The sequence below is a fragment of the Burkholderia sp. MSMB0856 genome, from assembly GCF_001524645.2.
In the GTDB taxonomy this organism is placed as follows: Bacteria; Pseudomonadota; Gammaproteobacteria; order Burkholderiales; family Burkholderiaceae; genus Burkholderia; species Burkholderia diffusa.
This window is the reverse complement of the sequence record NZ_CP013428.1, coordinates 1,908,795-1,924,633: the sequence shown is the minus strand read 5'-3', so window position 1 is coordinate 1,924,633 and position 15,839 is coordinate 1,908,795. Positions and strand designations below refer to the sequence as shown.

General features: G+C 66.5%; 15 protein-coding genes. 14 read left to right on the top strand and 1 reads right to left on the bottom strand.

Annotated elements, in window-relative coordinates:
- The first annotated feature begins 445 nt into the window (after positions 1–445).
- The 9 genes from WS87_RS26225 to WS87_RS26185 all read left to right on the top strand — a co-directional run bounded on the left by WS87_RS26225 (position 446) and on the right by WS87_RS26185 (position 9,681).
- Complete coding sequence (locus WS87_RS26225; RefSeq protein WP_059534356.1) at positions 446–1,210, top strand: SDR family oxidoreductase; 765 nt, start codon at positions 446–448, stop codon at positions 1,208–1,210.
- A 52-nt stretch (positions 1,211–1,262) separates the two neighbouring features.
- Positions 1,263–2,105, top strand: a complete 843-nt coding sequence (locus WS87_RS26220; protein ID WP_059819519.1) for an ureidoglycolate lyase — start codon at positions 1,263–1,265, stop codon at positions 2,103–2,105.
- Between the two features lie 23 nt (positions 2,106–2,128).
- Positions 2,129–3,406, top strand: a complete 1,278-nt coding sequence (locus WS87_RS26215) for an L-fuconate dehydratase (protein ID WP_059819518.1) — start codon at positions 2,129–2,131, stop codon at positions 3,404–3,406.
- A gap of 88 nt (positions 3,407–3,494) precedes the next feature.
- Positions 3,495–4,271, top strand: coding sequence for an SDR family oxidoreductase (locus WS87_RS26210; RefSeq protein WP_059819517.1), 777 nt, complete (start codon positions 3,495–3,497; stop codon positions 4,269–4,271).
- Positions 4,272–4,283: 12 nt separating this feature from the next.
- Complete coding sequence (locus tag WS87_RS26205) at positions 4,284–5,825, top strand: sugar ABC transporter ATP-binding protein (protein WP_059819516.1); 1,542 nt, start codon at positions 4,284–4,286, stop codon at positions 5,823–5,825.
- A gap of 30 nt (positions 5,826–5,855) precedes the next feature.
- Complete coding sequence (locus WS87_RS26200; protein WP_059534257.1) at positions 5,856–6,893, top strand: ABC transporter permease; 1,038 nt, start codon at positions 5,856–5,858, stop codon at positions 6,891–6,893.
- 76 nt (positions 6,894–6,969) lie between these two features.
- Positions 6,970–7,911 (top strand): ABC transporter substrate-binding protein, encoded by a 942-nt coding sequence (locus tag WS87_RS26195; protein WP_059819515.1) that lies wholly within the window; start codon positions 6,970–6,972, stop codon positions 7,909–7,911.
- Between the two features lie 43 nt (positions 7,912–7,954).
- Positions 7,955–8,845, top strand: a complete 891-nt coding sequence (locus tag WS87_RS26190) for an amidohydrolase family protein (protein WP_059819704.1) — start codon at positions 7,955–7,957, stop codon at positions 8,843–8,845.
- A 74-nt stretch (positions 8,846–8,919) separates the two neighbouring features.
- A complete protein-coding gene (locus WS87_RS26185) occupies positions 8,920–9,681 on the top strand; it encodes a FadR/GntR family transcriptional regulator (RefSeq protein WP_059534261.1) in 762 nt (253 codons plus the stop codon).
- Positions 9,682–9,697: 16 nt separating this feature from the next.
- Here WS87_RS26185 and WS87_RS26180 read toward each other — a convergent pair whose 3' ends face one another.
- On the bottom strand, positions 9,698–10,939 hold the full coding sequence (locus WS87_RS26180) for an NAD(P)/FAD-dependent oxidoreductase (protein ID WP_059819514.1): 1,242 nt from the start codon (positions 10,937–10,939) through the stop codon (positions 9,698–9,700).
- Positions 10,940–11,366: 427 nt separating this feature from the next.
- On the opposite strand from WS87_RS26180, the gene WS87_RS26175 reads away from it, so the two are divergent.
- From WS87_RS26175 to WS87_RS26155, 5 genes are all read left to right on the top strand, one after another.
- Complete coding sequence (locus WS87_RS26175; protein ID WP_059702297.1) at positions 11,367–12,074, top strand: YfiR family protein; 708 nt, start codon at positions 11,367–11,369, stop codon at positions 12,072–12,074.
- Positions 12,071–13,339: a diguanylate cyclase domain-containing protein gene (locus WS87_RS26170; RefSeq protein WP_059819513.1), complete on the top strand. Its 1,269-nt coding sequence runs from the start codon at positions 12,071–12,073 to the stop codon at positions 13,337–13,339. The genes WS87_RS26175 and WS87_RS26170 overlap by 4 nt, the downstream gene beginning before the upstream one ends.
- A gap of 84 nt (positions 13,340–13,423) precedes the next feature.
- Positions 13,424–13,933, top strand: coding sequence for an OmpA family protein (locus tag WS87_RS26165; RefSeq protein ID WP_059819512.1), 510 nt, complete (start codon positions 13,424–13,426; stop codon positions 13,931–13,933).
- Between the two features lie 144 nt (positions 13,934–14,077).
- On the top strand, positions 14,078–14,383 hold the full coding sequence (locus WS87_RS26160) for a hypothetical protein (RefSeq protein ID WP_059819511.1): 306 nt from the start codon (positions 14,078–14,080) through the stop codon (positions 14,381–14,383).
- Positions 14,384–14,839: 456 nt separating this feature from the next.
- Entirely contained in the window at positions 14,840–15,793 is a 954-nt protein-coding gene (locus WS87_RS26155; RefSeq protein WP_059819510.1) for a LysR family transcriptional regulator, read from the top strand.
- The last annotated feature ends 46 nt before the right edge of the window (positions 15,794–15,839 follow it).

Sequence of the window (15,839 nt, the reverse complement as noted above, 5' to 3'; positions counted from 1 at the left end):
CGGCCCGCGCCACCATGTCTGCTCGCTCAGTCACGTGGACACCGCGGGGGACGGAGGTGCCCGTCAGGGATCTGCGACGGGCGGGGTGCGGTGGTCCGGGCAGCGCGGTCCGGCAACGCCATGATCGCGCGCGCCCCCCGTTGACACCCTGACGGGAACATGACTTTTTTGTCAGTTTCGTCGCGACGGCGGCGCGACACAGGCACCCGAGGCCGGCGCAAACCCGCGCCGGCATTGGCTTTGCGGGGCAAGTGATTGCTCTCCGGAATCAGAAAAAGACGGTAACCGAAGTACGTCGCACCGCCCGCCGGCCCGATTTTGCCGTTCGGGAAAATACTGAATCACGCGATCGTGACAAATCCGGAATCTGTTCCTATGATTGGTTGGACCTTTAGTCCTTTGTGCCAATTGGTCGGCTCGGCCGGCTTCTACAGGAGTGGTGCTCATGAGATTGCAGGGCAAGCGCGCGCTGGTGACGGCGGCCGGGCAAGGTATCGGCCGCGCGACCGCGCTGCGGTTCGCAAGCGAGGGGGCCGACGTGCTGGCGACCGACATCAACGAAGCCGCGCTCGCGCAACTCGCGGCCGACGCCGAACGCGCAGGCGGCAGGCTGGCCACGCGGCGGCTCGACGTGACCGATGCGGGCGACGTGTCGGCACTCGCCGCGCAGGAGCGTGCGTTCGACGTGCTGTTCAACTGCGCGGGGTTCGTGCACCACGGCTCGATCCTCGATTGCGACGATGCCGCGTGGGCGTTCTCGCTGAACCTCAACGTCACGTCGATGTACCGGCTGATCCGCGCGCTGCTGCCGGCGATGCTGGCAGCGGGCGGCGCGTCGATCATCAACATGGCGTCGGCCGCGTCGAGCGTGAAGGGCGTGCCGAACCGCTTCGTCTACGGCACCACCAAGGCGGCCGTGATCGGCTTGACCAAGTCCGTCGCCGCCGATTTCGTCGAGCAGCGCATCCGCTGCAACGCGATCTGCCCGGGCACGATCGAGTCGCCGTCGCTGGAACAGCGGATCGCCGAGCAGGCGCGCACGCGCCAGGTATCGACCGACACCGTGCGCGAGGCGTTCGTCGCGCGCCAGCCAATGGGCCGCATCGGCACCGCGGACGAAGTGGCTGCGCTGGCGTTGTATCTCGCGTCGGACGAAGCGTCGTTCACGACCGGCGCGATTCACCTGATCGACGGCGGCTGGTCGAACTGACCGCGTCTAGCGAACCGCGCCGTTCCATTCACTTTCCGTTTCCTCACACAACATGAAACTGCTGAGATTTGGCGACAAACACCACGAAAAGCCCGGCCTGCTCGATGCGCAGGGAAAGATTCGCGACCTGTCTGGCGTGATCGACGACATCGCCGGCGATGCGCTCACACCCGCGTCGCTCGCGCGGCTGTGTGATATCGACCCGTCGTCGCTGCCGCTCGTCGAAGGCACGCCGCGACTCGGCGCGTGCGTCGGCCGCGTCGGCAAGTTCATCTGCATCGGGCTCAATTATTCCGACCACGCGGCCGAATCGGGCATGGAAGTCCCGAAGGAGCCGGTCGTGTTCGGCAAATGGACGAGCGCGATCTCGGGCCCGAACGACGACGTCGAGATTCCGCGCGGCTCGGAGAAGACCGACTGGGAAGTCGAGCTCGGCGTGGTGATCGGCCAGGGCGGCCGCTACATCGACGAGGCCGACGCGCTGTCGCACGTCGCCGGCTACTGCGTGGTGAACGACGTGTCGGAGCGCGAATACCAGCTCGAGCGCGGCGGCACGTGGGACAAGGGCAAGGGCAACGACACGTTCGGCCCGCTCGGCCCGTGGCTCGTGACGGCCGATGAAGTGCCCGATCCGCACGCGCTGCGGCTGTGGCTCGAGGTGGACGGTCACCGCTACCAGAACGGCACGACTGCGACGATGGTGTTCCGCGTGCCGCATCTGATCAGCTATCTGAGCCGCTTCATGAGCCTGCAGCCGGGCGACGTGATCTCGACCGGCACGCCGCCGGGTGTCGGTCTCGGGCAGAAGCCGCCGGTCTATCTGCGCGCCGGGCAGGTGATCACGCTCGGCATCGACGGGCTCGGCGAGCAGCGCCAGCGCACCGTGCAGGCCTGATTTCCTTTTACGGACCGTTCGTCATGCCTATCATTCGATCGATGCGCGTCCTCGACGTGCGCTTCCCGACCTCGCAGCAGCTCGACGGCTCCGATGCGATGAATCCGGACCCCGACTATTCGGCCGCGTACGTCGTGCTGGAAACCGACCACGACGGGCTCGAAGGCCACGGGCTCACGTTCACCATCGGGCGCGGCAACGAAATCTGCTGCGCGGCGATCGACGCGATGCGTCACCTCGTCGTCGGTCTCGACCTCGACTGGATCCGCGAGGACATGGGCCGCTTCTGGCGGCACGTGACGTCGGACAGCCAGTTGCGCTGGATCGGCCCCGACAAGGGCGCGATCCATCTGGCGACGGGCGCCGTCGTCAACGCGGTGTGGGACCTGTGGGCGAAGGCAGTCGGCAAACCGCTGTGGCGGCTCGTCGCGGACATGAGCCCCGAGGAAATCGTGCGTGCGATCGATTTCCGCTACCTGACCGACTGCCTGACGCAGGACGAGGCGCTCGATCTGCTGCGTCGGCAGGCGCCGGGCAAGGCCGCGCGGATCGCGACGCTCGAGCGTGAAGGCTACCCGTGCTACACGACGTCGGCGGGCTGGCTCGGCTACAGCGACGACAAGTTGCGCCGGCTGTGCCGTGAGGCGGTGGACGCCGGTTTCGACTACGTGAAGCTAAAGGTGGGCGCGAACCTGGAGGACGACATCCGTCGCGTGACGATCGCGCGCGAGGTGATCGGCCCCGACCGCAAGCTGATGATCGACGCGAACCAGGTGTGGGAAGTCGACGAGGCGATCGACTGGGTGCGCGAGCTGGCCTTCGCGAAACCGTGGTTCATCGAGGAGCCGACGAGCCCCGACGACGTCGAAGGGCATCGCAAGATCCGCGAGGCGATCGCGCCGGTGCAGGTTGCGACCGGCGAGATGTGCCAGAACCGCGTGCTGTTCAAGCAGTTCATCGCGCGCGGCGCGATCGACGTCGTGCAGATCGACGCATGCCGGCTCGGCGGCGTGAACGAGATTCTCGCGGTGATGCTGCTGGCCGCGAAGTACGGGCTGGCGGTGTGTCCGCATGCGGGCGGCGTCGGGCTGTGCGAATACGTGCAACATCTGTCGATGATCGACTACGTGTGCATTTCCGGCACGAAGGAAGGGCGCGTGACCGAATACGTCGATCATCTGCACGAGCATTTCGTCGAACCGTGCGTCGTGCGCGGCGCGGCGTACATGCCGCCGACGGCGCCCGGCTTTTCGATCGAGATGAAGCCCGAATCGCTGGAACGGTATCGATTCCGCGGCTGAAGCACGTGGCATGCGGCATGCGGCACGAGAACGCACGATGCACCGCGCGCGGCCCGCGCGGCGACAACATGAACGACGGAGACGCGAAGTGGATTTGAATCTGCAAGACAAGATCGTGATCGTGACGGGCGGCGCGTCAGGCATCGGCGCTGCGATCTCGATGCGGCTGGCCGGCGAAGGTGCGATTCCGGTGGTATTCGCGCGCCACACGCCGGACGACGGCTTCTGGCGTGAACTCACGCGCAAGCAGCCGCGCGCCGCGTGCATGTCCGTCGAGCTTCAGGACGACGCGCAGTGCCGCGACGCGGTCGCGCAAACCATCGCGCGCTTCGGCCGCATCGACGGTCTCGTCAACAACGCGGGCATCAACGACAGCGTCGGGCTCGATGCCGGGCGCGACGCGTTCGTCGCATCGCTCGAACGCAACCTGGTCCACTACTATGTGATGGCGCATTACTGCGTGCCGCACCTGAAGGCGACGCGCGGCGGGATCGTCAACATCTCGTCGAAGACGGCCGTCACCGGGCAGGGCAACACGAGCGGCTATTGCGCATCGAAGGGCGCGCAACTCGCGCTGACGCGCGAATGGGCCGTCGCATTGCGCGACGACGGCGTGCGCGTGAATGCCGTGATTCCGGCCGAGGTGATGACGCCGCTCTACCAGACCTGGATCGCCGGTTTCGACGATCCCGAAGCGAAGCTCGCGGAAATCGCCGGCAAGGTGCCGCTCGGCAAGCGCTTCACGACCGCCGACGAGATCGCCGACACGGCCGTGTTCCTGCTGTCGGACCGCGCGTCGCACACGACGGGCCAGTGGCTGTTCGTCGACGGCGGCTATACGCATCTCGATCGCGCGATCAGCTGAGGGCATCGAGCCATGCAACCTGATCTGAACCCGACCGCCGCACCCGCCGCGCTGATTGCGCTGACCGGCATCGGCAAGCGCTTTCCGGGCGTGCAGGCGCTCGACGATTGCCGGTTCGACCTGCATGCCGGCGAAGTCCACGCGCTGATGGGCGAGAACGGCGCCGGCAAGTCGACGCTGATGAAGATTCTCGCCGGTGTCTATCAGAAGGACGAAGGCGAGATCCGGATGGACGGCCGCGCGGTGGAGATCGACGATCCGCGCGCCGCGCAGGCGCTCGGCATCGGCATCATCCATCAGGAACTGAACCTGATGAACCACCTGAGCGTCGCGCAGAACATCTTCATCGGGCGCGAGCCGCGCGGCCGCTTCGGCGTGTTCGTCGACGAGGACCAGCTCAACCGCGACGCGGCCGCGATCTTCGCGCGGATGCGGCTCGATCTCGATCCGCGCACGCCGGTCGGCCGGCTGACGGTCGCGAAGCAGCAGATGGTCGAGATCGCGAAGGCGCTGTCGTTCGACTCGCGCGTGCTGATCATGGACGAGCCGACCGCCGCGCTGAACAACGCGGAGATCGCCGAGCTGTTCCGCATCATCGGCGACCTGCGCGCGCACGGCGTCGGCATCGTCTACATCTCGCACAAGATGGACGAACTGCGCCAGATCGCTGACCGCGTGACGGTGATGCGCGACGGCAAGTACGTCGCGACCATGCCGATGGCGGACACGTCGATGGACGCGATTATCGCGATGATGGTCGGCCGCCAGCTCGATACGACGTTCCGCACGCCGCCCGATACGTCGGCCAACGAGGTCGCGCTCGAAGTGCGCGGGCTGTCGCGCGGCCGCGCGATCCGCGACGTCGGCTTCATGGTGCGGCGCGGCGAGATTCTCGGCTTCGCGGGGTTGATGGGCGCGGGCCGCACCGAGGTCGCGCGCGCGGTGTTCGGCGCGGACCCGGTCGACGCGGGCGAGATTCGCGTGCACGGCAAGACCGTGACGATCCGCACGCCGGCCGACGCGGTCGCGCACGGGATCGGTTATCTGTCGGAGGACCGCAAGCACTTCGGGCTCGCGGTCGGGATGGACGTGCAGAACAACATCGCGCTGTCGAGCATGCAGCGCTTCGTGCGCCGCGGCATGTTCCTCGATGCGCGCGGGATGCGCGACACCGCGCAGTCGTACGTGCGGCAGCTCGCGATCCGCACGCCGTCGGTCGCGCAGCCGGCGCGCCTGCTGTCGGGCGGCAACCAGCAGAAGATCGTGATCGCGAAGTGGCTGCTGCGCGACTGCGACATCCTGTTCTTCGACGAGCCGACGCGTGGCATCGACGTCGGCGCGAAAAGCGAGATCTACAAGCTGCTCGACGCGCTCGCCGCCGACGGCAAGGCGATCGTGATGATCTCGTCGGAGTTGCCCGAGGTGCTGCGCATGAGCCACCGGATTCTCGTGATGTGCGAAGGGCGCGTGACCGGCGAATTGCGCGCGGCCGACGCCACGCAGGAAAAGATCATGCAGCTCGCGACGCAGCGCGAGTCGACCGTATTGTCCTGATTCAGACGCCGATCCTTAGGCTTACCGACCATGTCCAACGATACGCATCCCGTCCCGCCCCTTGCTTCCGGCGACACGCCGGCCGCCGCATCGAGCCTGAAGTCGCGCTTCTTCAACCCGGCCGCGCGGCAGAAGCTGCTCGCGTTCGCGAGCCTCGTGCTGCTGATCGTGTTCTTCAGCTTCGCGTCGTCGAACTTCCTCGAAGTCGACAACCTCGTGGCGATCCTGCAGGCCACCGCCGTGAACGGCGTGCTGGCCGTCGCGTGTACCTACGTGATCATCACGTCGGGCATCGACCTGTCGGTCGGCACGTTGATGACGTTCTGCGCGGTGATGGCCGGCGTCGTGCTGACGAACTGGGGCATGCCGCTGCCGCTCGGCATCCTGGCCGCGCTGTGCTTCGGCGCGCTGTCGGGCAGCGTGTCGGGCTTCGTGATCGCGAAGATGAAGGTGCCGCCGTTCATCGCGACGCTAGGGATGATGATGCTGCTCAAGGGGCTGTCGCTCGTGATCTCGGGCACGCGGCCGATCTACTTCAACGACACGCCGGGCTTCACGTCGATCGCGCAGGATTCGCTGATCGGCAGCCTGATTCCCGCGCTGCCGATTCCGAACGCGGTGCTGATCCTGTTCCTCGTCGCGGTCGGCGCGTCGATCGTGCTGAACCGGACCATCTTCGGCCGCTACACGTTCGCGCTCGGCAGCAACGAGGAAGCGCTGCGCCTGTCCGGCGTGAACGTCGACGCGTGGAAGATTGCCGTCTACACGTTCAGCGGCGCGGTGTGCGGGATCGCCGGGCTCCTGATCGCGTCGCGGCTGAATTCCGCGCAGCCCGCGCTCGGGCAGGGCTACGAGCTCGATGCGATCGCGGCCGTCGTGATCGGCGGCACATCGCTGTCGGGCGGCGCGGGCAGCATCGTCGGCACCATCATCGGCGCGTTCATCATGAGCGTGCTGACCAACGGCCTGCGCATCATGTCGGTCGCGCAGGAATGGCAGACGGTCGTCACGGGCGTGATCATCATCCTCGCCGTCTACGTGGACATCCTGCGCCGGCGCCGCCGCTGACGCACGCACGAACACACATGTGCTTCACCGCCGGCCCGTCCGGCATTTCAGTCGATACCAACCAAGGAGACGCGAAGTGATCAGGAGCAAGGTGTTGAACGCGATCGTCGGACTGACGTTCGCCGTGGGCGTGACGGCCGGCGCGCAGGCGCAGGAAACCTACATCCCGCTGATTTCGAAGGGCTTCCAGCATCAGTTCTGGCAGGCCGTGAAGGCGGGTGCGATGCAGGCCGCGAAAGACTACAAGGTGAAGGTGACGTTCGAAGGCCCCGAAACCGAGGCGATGGTCGACAAGCAGATCGACATGCTGTCCGCCGCGATCGCGAAGAAGCCTGCGGCGCTCGGCTTCGCGGCGCTCGACAGCAAGGCTGCGCTGCCGCTCCTGAAGAAGGCGCAGGCCGAGAAGATCCCGGTCATCGCGTTCGACTCGGGCGTCGACAGCGACATCCCGGTGACGACCGCCGCGACCAACAACAAGGCCGCCGCCGCGCTCGCCGCCGACAAGCTCGCCGCGCTGATCGGCGACGAGGGCGAGGTGGCCGTGGTCGCGCACGACCAGACGAGCCGCACCGGCATCGATCGCCGCGACGGCTTTCTCGAACGGATGAAATCGGCGCACCCGAAGATGCGGATCGTGACCGTGCAGTACGGCGAAGGCGACCAGCTGAAGTCGACCGAAGTGACGAAGTCGATCCTGCAGGCGTACCCGAAACTCAAGGGCTTGTTCGGCACCAACGAAGGCTCGGCGATCGGCGTGGTGAACGGCGTGCGCGAGATGAAGCGCAAGGTCGTGATCATCGGTTACGATTCCGGCAAGCAGCAGAAGGACGCGATCCGCAGCGGGATGATGGCCGGCGCGATCACGCAGAATCCGGTCGGGATCGGCTACAAGACCGTCGAGGCGGCCGTGAAGGCGATCAAGGGCGAGAAGCTGCCGAAGGTCATCGATACCGGTTTCTACTGGTACGACAAGACCAACATCGACGACCCGAAAATCACGGCGGTGTTGTACGACTGAACGTGACGTGACACGGCGAACGACGGCGAAACGCGAGGACACCATGGGCGCAGTGCGCATCGATTCTCATCAGCACTTCTGGCGTTATCGCGCGGCCGACTTTCCGTGGATCGGCGCCGGCATGGGCGTGCTCGCCCGCGATTACATGCCCGACGCGCTGTGGCCGCAGATGCATGCGCAGGCGCTCGGTGCATCGATCGCGGTGCAGGCGCGCGTCGGACGCGACGAGACGGCGTTCCTGCTCGATCTCGCCCGCGACGAAGCGCGCATCGCGGCCGTGGTCGGCTGGGAGGACCTCGGTGCGCCGGCGCTCGCCGACCGTATCGCTGAATGGCGCAGCCCGAAGCTGCGCGGCTTTCGTCACCTGCTGCAGGACGAAGCCGACGTCCGCGCGTTCGTCGCGGATCCCGCGTTCAATCGCGGCGTCGCCTGGCTGCAGGCGAACGGCTACGTGTACGACGTACTCGTGTTCGAACGTCAGTTGCGCGACGTGCGCGCGTTCTGCGCGCGGCACGATGCGCACTGGCTCGTGCTCGATCACGCGGGCAAGCCCGCGCTCGCCGAGTTCGACCGCGACGACACCGCGCTCGCCCGCTGGCGCGCCGGGCTGCGCGAGCTGGGCGCGCTGCCGCACGTCGTGTGCAAGCTGTCGGGGCTCGTGACCGAGACGGACTGGCGGCGCGGCCTGCGCGGGCAGGACATCCGCCATATCGAGCAATGCCTCGATGCGGCGCTCGACGCGTTCGGCCCGCAGCGGCTGATGTTCGGTTCGGACTGGCCCGTGTGCCTGCTCGCGGCGTCGTACGACGAAGTGGCGTCGCTGGTCGAGCGCTGGGCCGAAGCGCGGTTGTCGGCGGCCGAGCGCGACGCGTTGTGGGGCGGTGCGGCCGCGCGGTGCTATGCGGTGCCGGGCGATACGAAGCCCGGCATATAGAATAGGCGCGAACGGCCTGACGATCCCGCATTCGTCAGACCGTCCGCCACGCAACCGCTTACCTGTATCAACGTATGTCCATCCAGCCGATTCAGAACCGCCGCCTCTACCAGCAGATCGCCGACAAGCTCAGCGCGATGATCGAGTCAGGCGACTTCCCGCCGGGCAGCTACCTGCCGCCCGAGCGCGAACTGGCCGAGCAGTTCGGCGTGTCGCGCACGTCGGTGCGCGAGGCGCTGATCGCGCTCGAGGTGAACGGTCTCGTCAGCGTGCGTGTCGGCGACGGCGTGAAGGTGCGCCAGCCCGAGGCGGCCACCGCACCGCAACCGCAGATCGACACGACGGTCGCGCCTTTCTCGATCGTCGAAATCGATCCGGAGCTCGGCATCGCGATCGACCTCGATACCGAAATCCCGCCGTTCGCGCTGCTGCAGGCGCGCCGGCTGATCGAGCCGGAAGCCGCGTCGCTCGCCGCGAAACATGGCTCGGACGCGCAGATCGAGGGGATTCACGAGGCGTTCCTGCGCAATCAGGAAGACAACCGCAGCGGCTCGCTCACGCATCCGGGCGACCGGCTGTTCCATATCCGTATCGCGGAAGCGAGCGACAACCCCGCGTATGCGCTGATGATCAAGCAGCTGCTCGCGCACAAGTACGACCTGATGTTCCAGCGGCTGCAGTCGCTGTACATGCCGAACGACATGCCGCATCGGTCGGAGCTCGAACACCGCGCGATCCTCGACGCGATCCGCGCGCGCGACCCGGAGGCCGCGCGCCGCGCGATGGCCGAGCATCTCGACGAAGTGATCCGGATCTTCGGCCGCGCGCTCGACTGAGCGCGGGCGATCGGCATCAGAAGCGGTCGGCGCGGTAGGGCGTCGGATCGGTGAACGGCGTCTCGCCGGTCATCATCTCGGCCAGCAGGCGGCCGGAGACGGGGCCGAGCGTCAACCCGTGATGGTTGTGCCCGAACGAGAACCACAACCCGCGATGCGCGGGCGCGGGGCCGATCACCGGCCGCATGTCGGGCGTACACGGCCGGAAGCCGAGCCACGGGTGCGGGTCGAGCCGCTCGCCGAAGCCGAACACCGGGCGCGCGACGCGTTCCGCGCGATCGAGCTGCACGCCCGTCGGCGGCAGGCCGCGTCGGGCGATCTCGACGCCGGTGGTCAACCGCAATCCGCGCCGCATCGGCGCGATCACGTAGCCGTATTCGCGATCGACGATCGGCGCCGACGGCGCGCCGCGTTCGGACGGCGCGTAGTGCATGTGATAGCCGCGCTTCTCGCGCAGCGGAATCTTGTAGCCGAACTTGCCGAACACCGTGTCGGACCACGGGCCGAGCGCGACGACGACGGCCGGCGCGGCGATCCTGCCGTCGTGCGTCGTGACCTGCCAGCCGGGCGACAGCGCGTCGAGGCTCGCGGCATCGCCGGTGAGCAGCGTGCCGCCGCCTTGCACGAAGAGTTGCGCATAGGTTTTGACGAGCGCGGACGGATCGACGACGCTTTTCGGATCGAGCCAGTGCAGCGCGCCGCAGAAGCCCGCGGCGAGGCTCGGTTCCTGTGCGCGAAGTGCCGCGGCATCGAGCGGCGTGATGCCGAGCCCGTGGCGGCGCGCGGTGAGTCCCGCATCGGCGACCGCGCGGTCGAACGCGGCCGGCGTGCGGAACGCTTCCATCCAGCCGCTGGCGCGCACCAGTTCCCCGGCGCCGGCGCGCGCGATCAGCGCGTCGTGCTCGACGATGCAGCGCTCGATCAGCGGCAGCATGTCGCGCGAGGCTGCCGCGTGACGCAGCGGCGCCGATTCCCACCAGAAGCGCGCGAGCCACGGCGCGAACGCAGGCAGCGACGCGCTGTGCCAATAGAGATCGGTGGAGCGGTTGAGCGCATAGCGCATCAGCGTGAACGGGCTGCGCGGGAACGGATACGGTTCGATCGACGAGCGCTCGATCAGCCCCGCGTTGCCGAAGCTCGTGCCTTCGCCGGGCGCGCCGCGGTCGACGAGAGCGACCTTGCGGCCGCGATCCTGCAGGTGCAGCGCGGCGGAGACGCCGACGATGCCCGCGCCCAGAACGATTACGTCGAAGTCCATGAGGGAAGACGAGATAGACGGTTGATGATCGACACTCGGCGTCGGCGACGCGCGCGACGGTCCGGTGCGCGGAACTGCAATCGAATGATCAGCAAGGATACTCGGGAACGCGGTGATGTGCGAATTGCGCTGCGACTTCCCCCGGCTTCGCATCGGTGCATGGGGGAAACCGGTCCGGCGCGCCACTGCGGAACGTATGAAGTTTGCGTCGCGCTGTCGTCCCGTCAGCGGATCAATCTCCGGCATCGCATCGCCACGAACGGCGCCGATTCCGCATACTTTCCGACATGAATCGCGGGTGTATCCCACTGGTTTGGGATACGAATTTTTACCTAAGATGGAAGCACTCGTGCGCGCGACACGGTGCCTGCGCGCGCACGGCAGGCAGGAGGCAGGGCCGGGAACGACTGCAGCAGATGTTTCCATCATGGATGCGAGTGTGTGCGCGACGGCCGCGAGTCATGCGGCCGCATCGACGCCAGCGGGCGCGGCGGCAATCGCCGCGCGGACGGCGTCCGGCCGGTCGGGCCGAGTCGCCGGATTGCGCCACGCGTTCATCGCAATCGTTTGCGTTCTGAGCGTTGCCCCGGCCGTTCTTGCCGGGGCGCCTGGCGATGCCGACGAGCCGAACGACACGGTGCGGCTCGTCGGCACCACGACACCCGTCAATCCCACGAGTCCCGCCTTTTCGTCACACGACTCCGCCGTACGCCAGGTCGTGCTCGGCATCGTCAGTTTCACGCGCTGGCCGACGACGCCCGTTCGCCTGCATCTGTGCGTGACGGGCAGGCCCGACTACGCCGGCGACCTGACCGACTCGATGCAGGCCGGCTCGACCGTGCTCGACGTGCAGCGGGTCCGCTTCGACGACCCCGCGCTCGGCGTCGCATGCGACGTCGTGTATCTCGGCGCGCTCGGAAGCGACGAGCGAAAGCGGGTACGAACCGCGCTGGTCGGCCGTCCGGTGCTGACCATCGCCGAACACGATCCGTCATGCACTGCGGGCAGCATGTTCTGTCTCGCTGTCGAAGGCGAACACGTCACGTTCGACATCAATCTCGACGCCGTCGCGCGCAGTGGCGTGCGCGTGCATCCGAACGTGCTCAATCTCGCGCGGCGGACGCTGACGCCATGACACGTTCCGCACCCTCCATTTCGCCTTCGCGTGTGCCGCGCCCGACGCTGCAAAGCGTGTTGCGCCGCGCGCATTTGCGCCTCGCGTTCGTCGCGGTCGCGATGGCCGCCGTGTCGCTGATCGTCGTCGCCGTGATCGCGCTGCGCGCATACGCCGGCAACAACCTGAACCTGCTGGCGCGCTCGCTCGGTTACACGGTCGAGGCGGCGCTCGTGTTCGGCGACCACGTCGCGGCGAACGAGGCGATCGCGATGATCGCCACCGACGAGGACGTCGCGCAGGTGGTGGTCACCGATGGCAAAGGCCAGTTGTTCGCGACGTGGAAGCTACCCGCCGAAGGCCGGATCGCCCGGCTCGAGCGCGGCGTCGCGGCGCTGGCGCTGCCGGGGCCCGTGAGCGCCCCGGTGATGCACGACGGCATCGTCGTCGGCCAGGTCATCGTGCGCGGTCGCGGGCATCAGTTCTTCGGATTCCTGCTCGGCAGCATCGGCGGCATTCTCGGCGGCCTGGCCGTCAGCGTGCTCGGCGCATATGTCAGCTCGAAGCGTTTGCTGCGCAACATCGTCGCGCCGCTGCGCGCGCTGGCCGGCGTCGCGCACGCCGTGCGGCGCGAGCGCGCGTTCGCGCGTCGCGTCGAGCCGGTGGCGATCGCCGAACTGAATCAGCTCGGCGACGACTTCAATGCATTGCTCGACGAATTCGAAGACTGGCAGAACACGTTGCGCGACGAAAACGCGTCGCTCGAACACAAGGCCACGCACGATGCGCTCACGGGGCTGCCCAACCGCGTGCAGTTCGAGTCGCGTCTGTCGCTTGCACTCTGCGACGCCGTCGTGACGGGGCAGCGGGTCGCCATCCTGTATCTCGACTGCGATCGCTTCAAGGAAATCAACGACGGCCTCGGCCACGATGCCGGCGACGCGGTGCTGATCGGCGTGGCGGCGCGGTTGCGCGCGCAGGTGCGCGAGACCGATCTCGTCGCTCGGCTGGGCGGCGATGAATTCGCGGTGATGCTGACCGCTGTGCGCGATACGGACAGCGTGTGCCGGATCGCCGACGAGATCTTGTCCGGCATGGTGCCGTCGATCGAACTGCCCGACGGACGCATGGTGGCCACCATGATGAGTGCCGGTATTGCGCTGTATCCCGATCATGCGTCCGACGCGAGCGGCCTGCTGCGCGCGTCGGATGCCGCGATGTACCGCGCCAAGCGTGCGCGGCCGGGGTCGTGGCAACTGGCGGAGGGCATAGCGGGACGGGTTTGATGTCTATCGTTTCGCGCCGCGGGCGAGGCCGCGGCGGCGGGATAATAAGCGCGCGCGAAGCGGGCGCGTACGAAGGGGTCGATCATGGATGACTCGTTGCCTGTGAGCATTGGGAGGATGTGCGTCGCGAGCGCGGTGCTTCTGTGCCTGCTGCTCGGCGGATGCAAGACGCCGCCGCTTCATCGTGGGCTCACGCAGACGCAGGTCACGGCGCTGAAGTCGGCTGGCTTCCAGGAGACCGAGCAGGGGTTCGAGTTCGGGTCGACGGGGCCGATTCTGTTCGATTTCGATCGGTACAACCTCAAGCCGGATGTCAGGCGGATCGTCGAGCGGATCGGCAGGACGTTGAGGTCGGCGGGGATCAACGGAGTGCGGGTTTATGGATATTCCGACGAGGAAGGGGAGGCTGCTTACGATCTCGAGTTGTCACGGCGGCGGGCGGAGGTGGTGGCGATCGAGCTTGTGGATGTCGGGCTGGACGGAAAGCGGATTGCGGTTGTCGGGAAGGGGAAGAGCGATCCGGTGGGGGATAACCGGACGCCAGCCGGGAGAATGCAGAATCGGCGGGCGGCGATCGTGGTTTCGCCGAGGTGAGGTGCGTCACGTCTGGATGATCAGCGACGTCAGTTGCCCTGCGCGCGCCACTTCCGTCTTTGTATCGATCGACTTGATCAAGCTTGTGTGCCGCGTGTGGTGCAATGCGAGCAAACTGAGTCAGATCTATCGCGAGGAAGGCACATGCTCAACATAAGCGCAACGTTTCATATCTCGGCGGACGTCGCCGAGCCCAAGGTTCGTGGCGTGCGTAGCGGGTACGCACCCCACCACAGGCTGCCGTTCATTGACCATCTATTCAGTGGACACCATTCCTACGTAGACAACGACCTGCACTACCCGGGAGAGGCCCTGAAGGCTGACATTGCATTCGCGAGTTGGGCGCAATTTTCCGAACACGTAAAAGTCGGAGAGAGGATTGAGGTCCTCGAACTTGAACGGGCAGTGGGCTATCTGATCGTCAACGAAATTTACGGCCATCAAGGCTGAGTGCGCTACAACTGTGAATAGCCGCTGTCCTGCAATTCGAGGGGCAGCTTCCGGTCGCTGCGATCCCTGCGTCCGGCAGTAGTCGGCCATGAGCGGTTGGTCAAGCGAGCCGTTGGAAGCTCATTCGAGAGTCCGTTTTAACACCAGTTGCAGACGCTACAGGGGACGCGTTGTGGCACCTATGCCGATGGGCAAGGCTACGAGGGGTTGGCTTCAGGTATGGCGGTCTTGGAAACTCATAGTCTGCAATTCGAAGATTTGAGCTAAGTTGGGTGCTCAATCTAGCTCCTGTTGGCTACGTTCCATGCAATCTCGCTCTGTGTTTGTGGGACCTGTTACTTGATATGAGCGACCGCTTCAATGGCGCACGGACTTTGAAAATCCGACCTCGAAGCGGAGGATTGTCCGACGACGTTCTGTCAGAATACCCGATTAATCCCCCTGGCCGATCGCGGAATGGAACTCAGACAACTACGCTATTTTCTCAGCGTCGTGGAACACGGAAGCATGGGCAAGGCAGCGCTGGAACTCGGCGTGGTGACCTCGGCATTGAGTCAGCAGATCAGCCGTCTCGAAGGCGAACTGTCCACGCGTCTGCTGCAACGCACCTCGGGCGGCGTCGTTCCGACCGACGCAGGTTTGGCGTTCTGGCGTCAAGCGCAACTCGCGCTGCGTCATATCGACGATGCCGCGCTCGCTGCACGCTCAGCCCGTCTGTCGGGCCATGTCAGCGTCGGCATGGCGCCGAGCACGGCGAGCGTGCTGGGTGTCGCATTCATGCAGGCCATGCGCTCGCGCTATCCCGATGTGCGGCTGCACATGGTCGAAAGTCTCTCCGGCTATCTGGCATCCATGTTGAGCGCGCGTCAGATCGATCTCGCCGTGCTGTTCCGCGAGGAGTCCGCGCAACGCTGGAGTGTGCTGCCGCTGCTGGATGAGCGGCTGTTCCTGATCGGCGCGGGCGATCTCAATGGCATGCCGACGAGCGCATCCGTCCGGCTCAAAAATCTCGGCAGGCTTCCGCTGATTCTCCCCAGCAGCACGCACGGGCTGCGTTCGCTGCTGCTGTCAGCATTCAGACGCGCCGAGTACGAGCCGAACATCGTCGCCGAAGTCGACGGCCTCGCGCTCCTGATGGACTTCGTCCGCACCGGCATCGGCGCGACGATACAGCCGGGCGCGGCGCTCGCAAGGCCCGAGAACGTGATATTGACGAGCGTGCCCGTCGCCGAGAAATACGCCACGCGGCCCAACATGCTCGCCAGCATCTCCGATGACGAACTGTCTCCCGCCGGTCTCGCCGCGCGCGTGGTGCTCGCCGATGTCGCCCGTCAACTAGTGCGGGAAGGCCGCTGGCCCGGCGCACGGCTGCGGGAACGTCAGCCTTCACAAAAAGTGAACACCCGTTGACGGCTGGCTCGTAGCGGCGCGGACACGAGGCCTTTACGATTTGCCC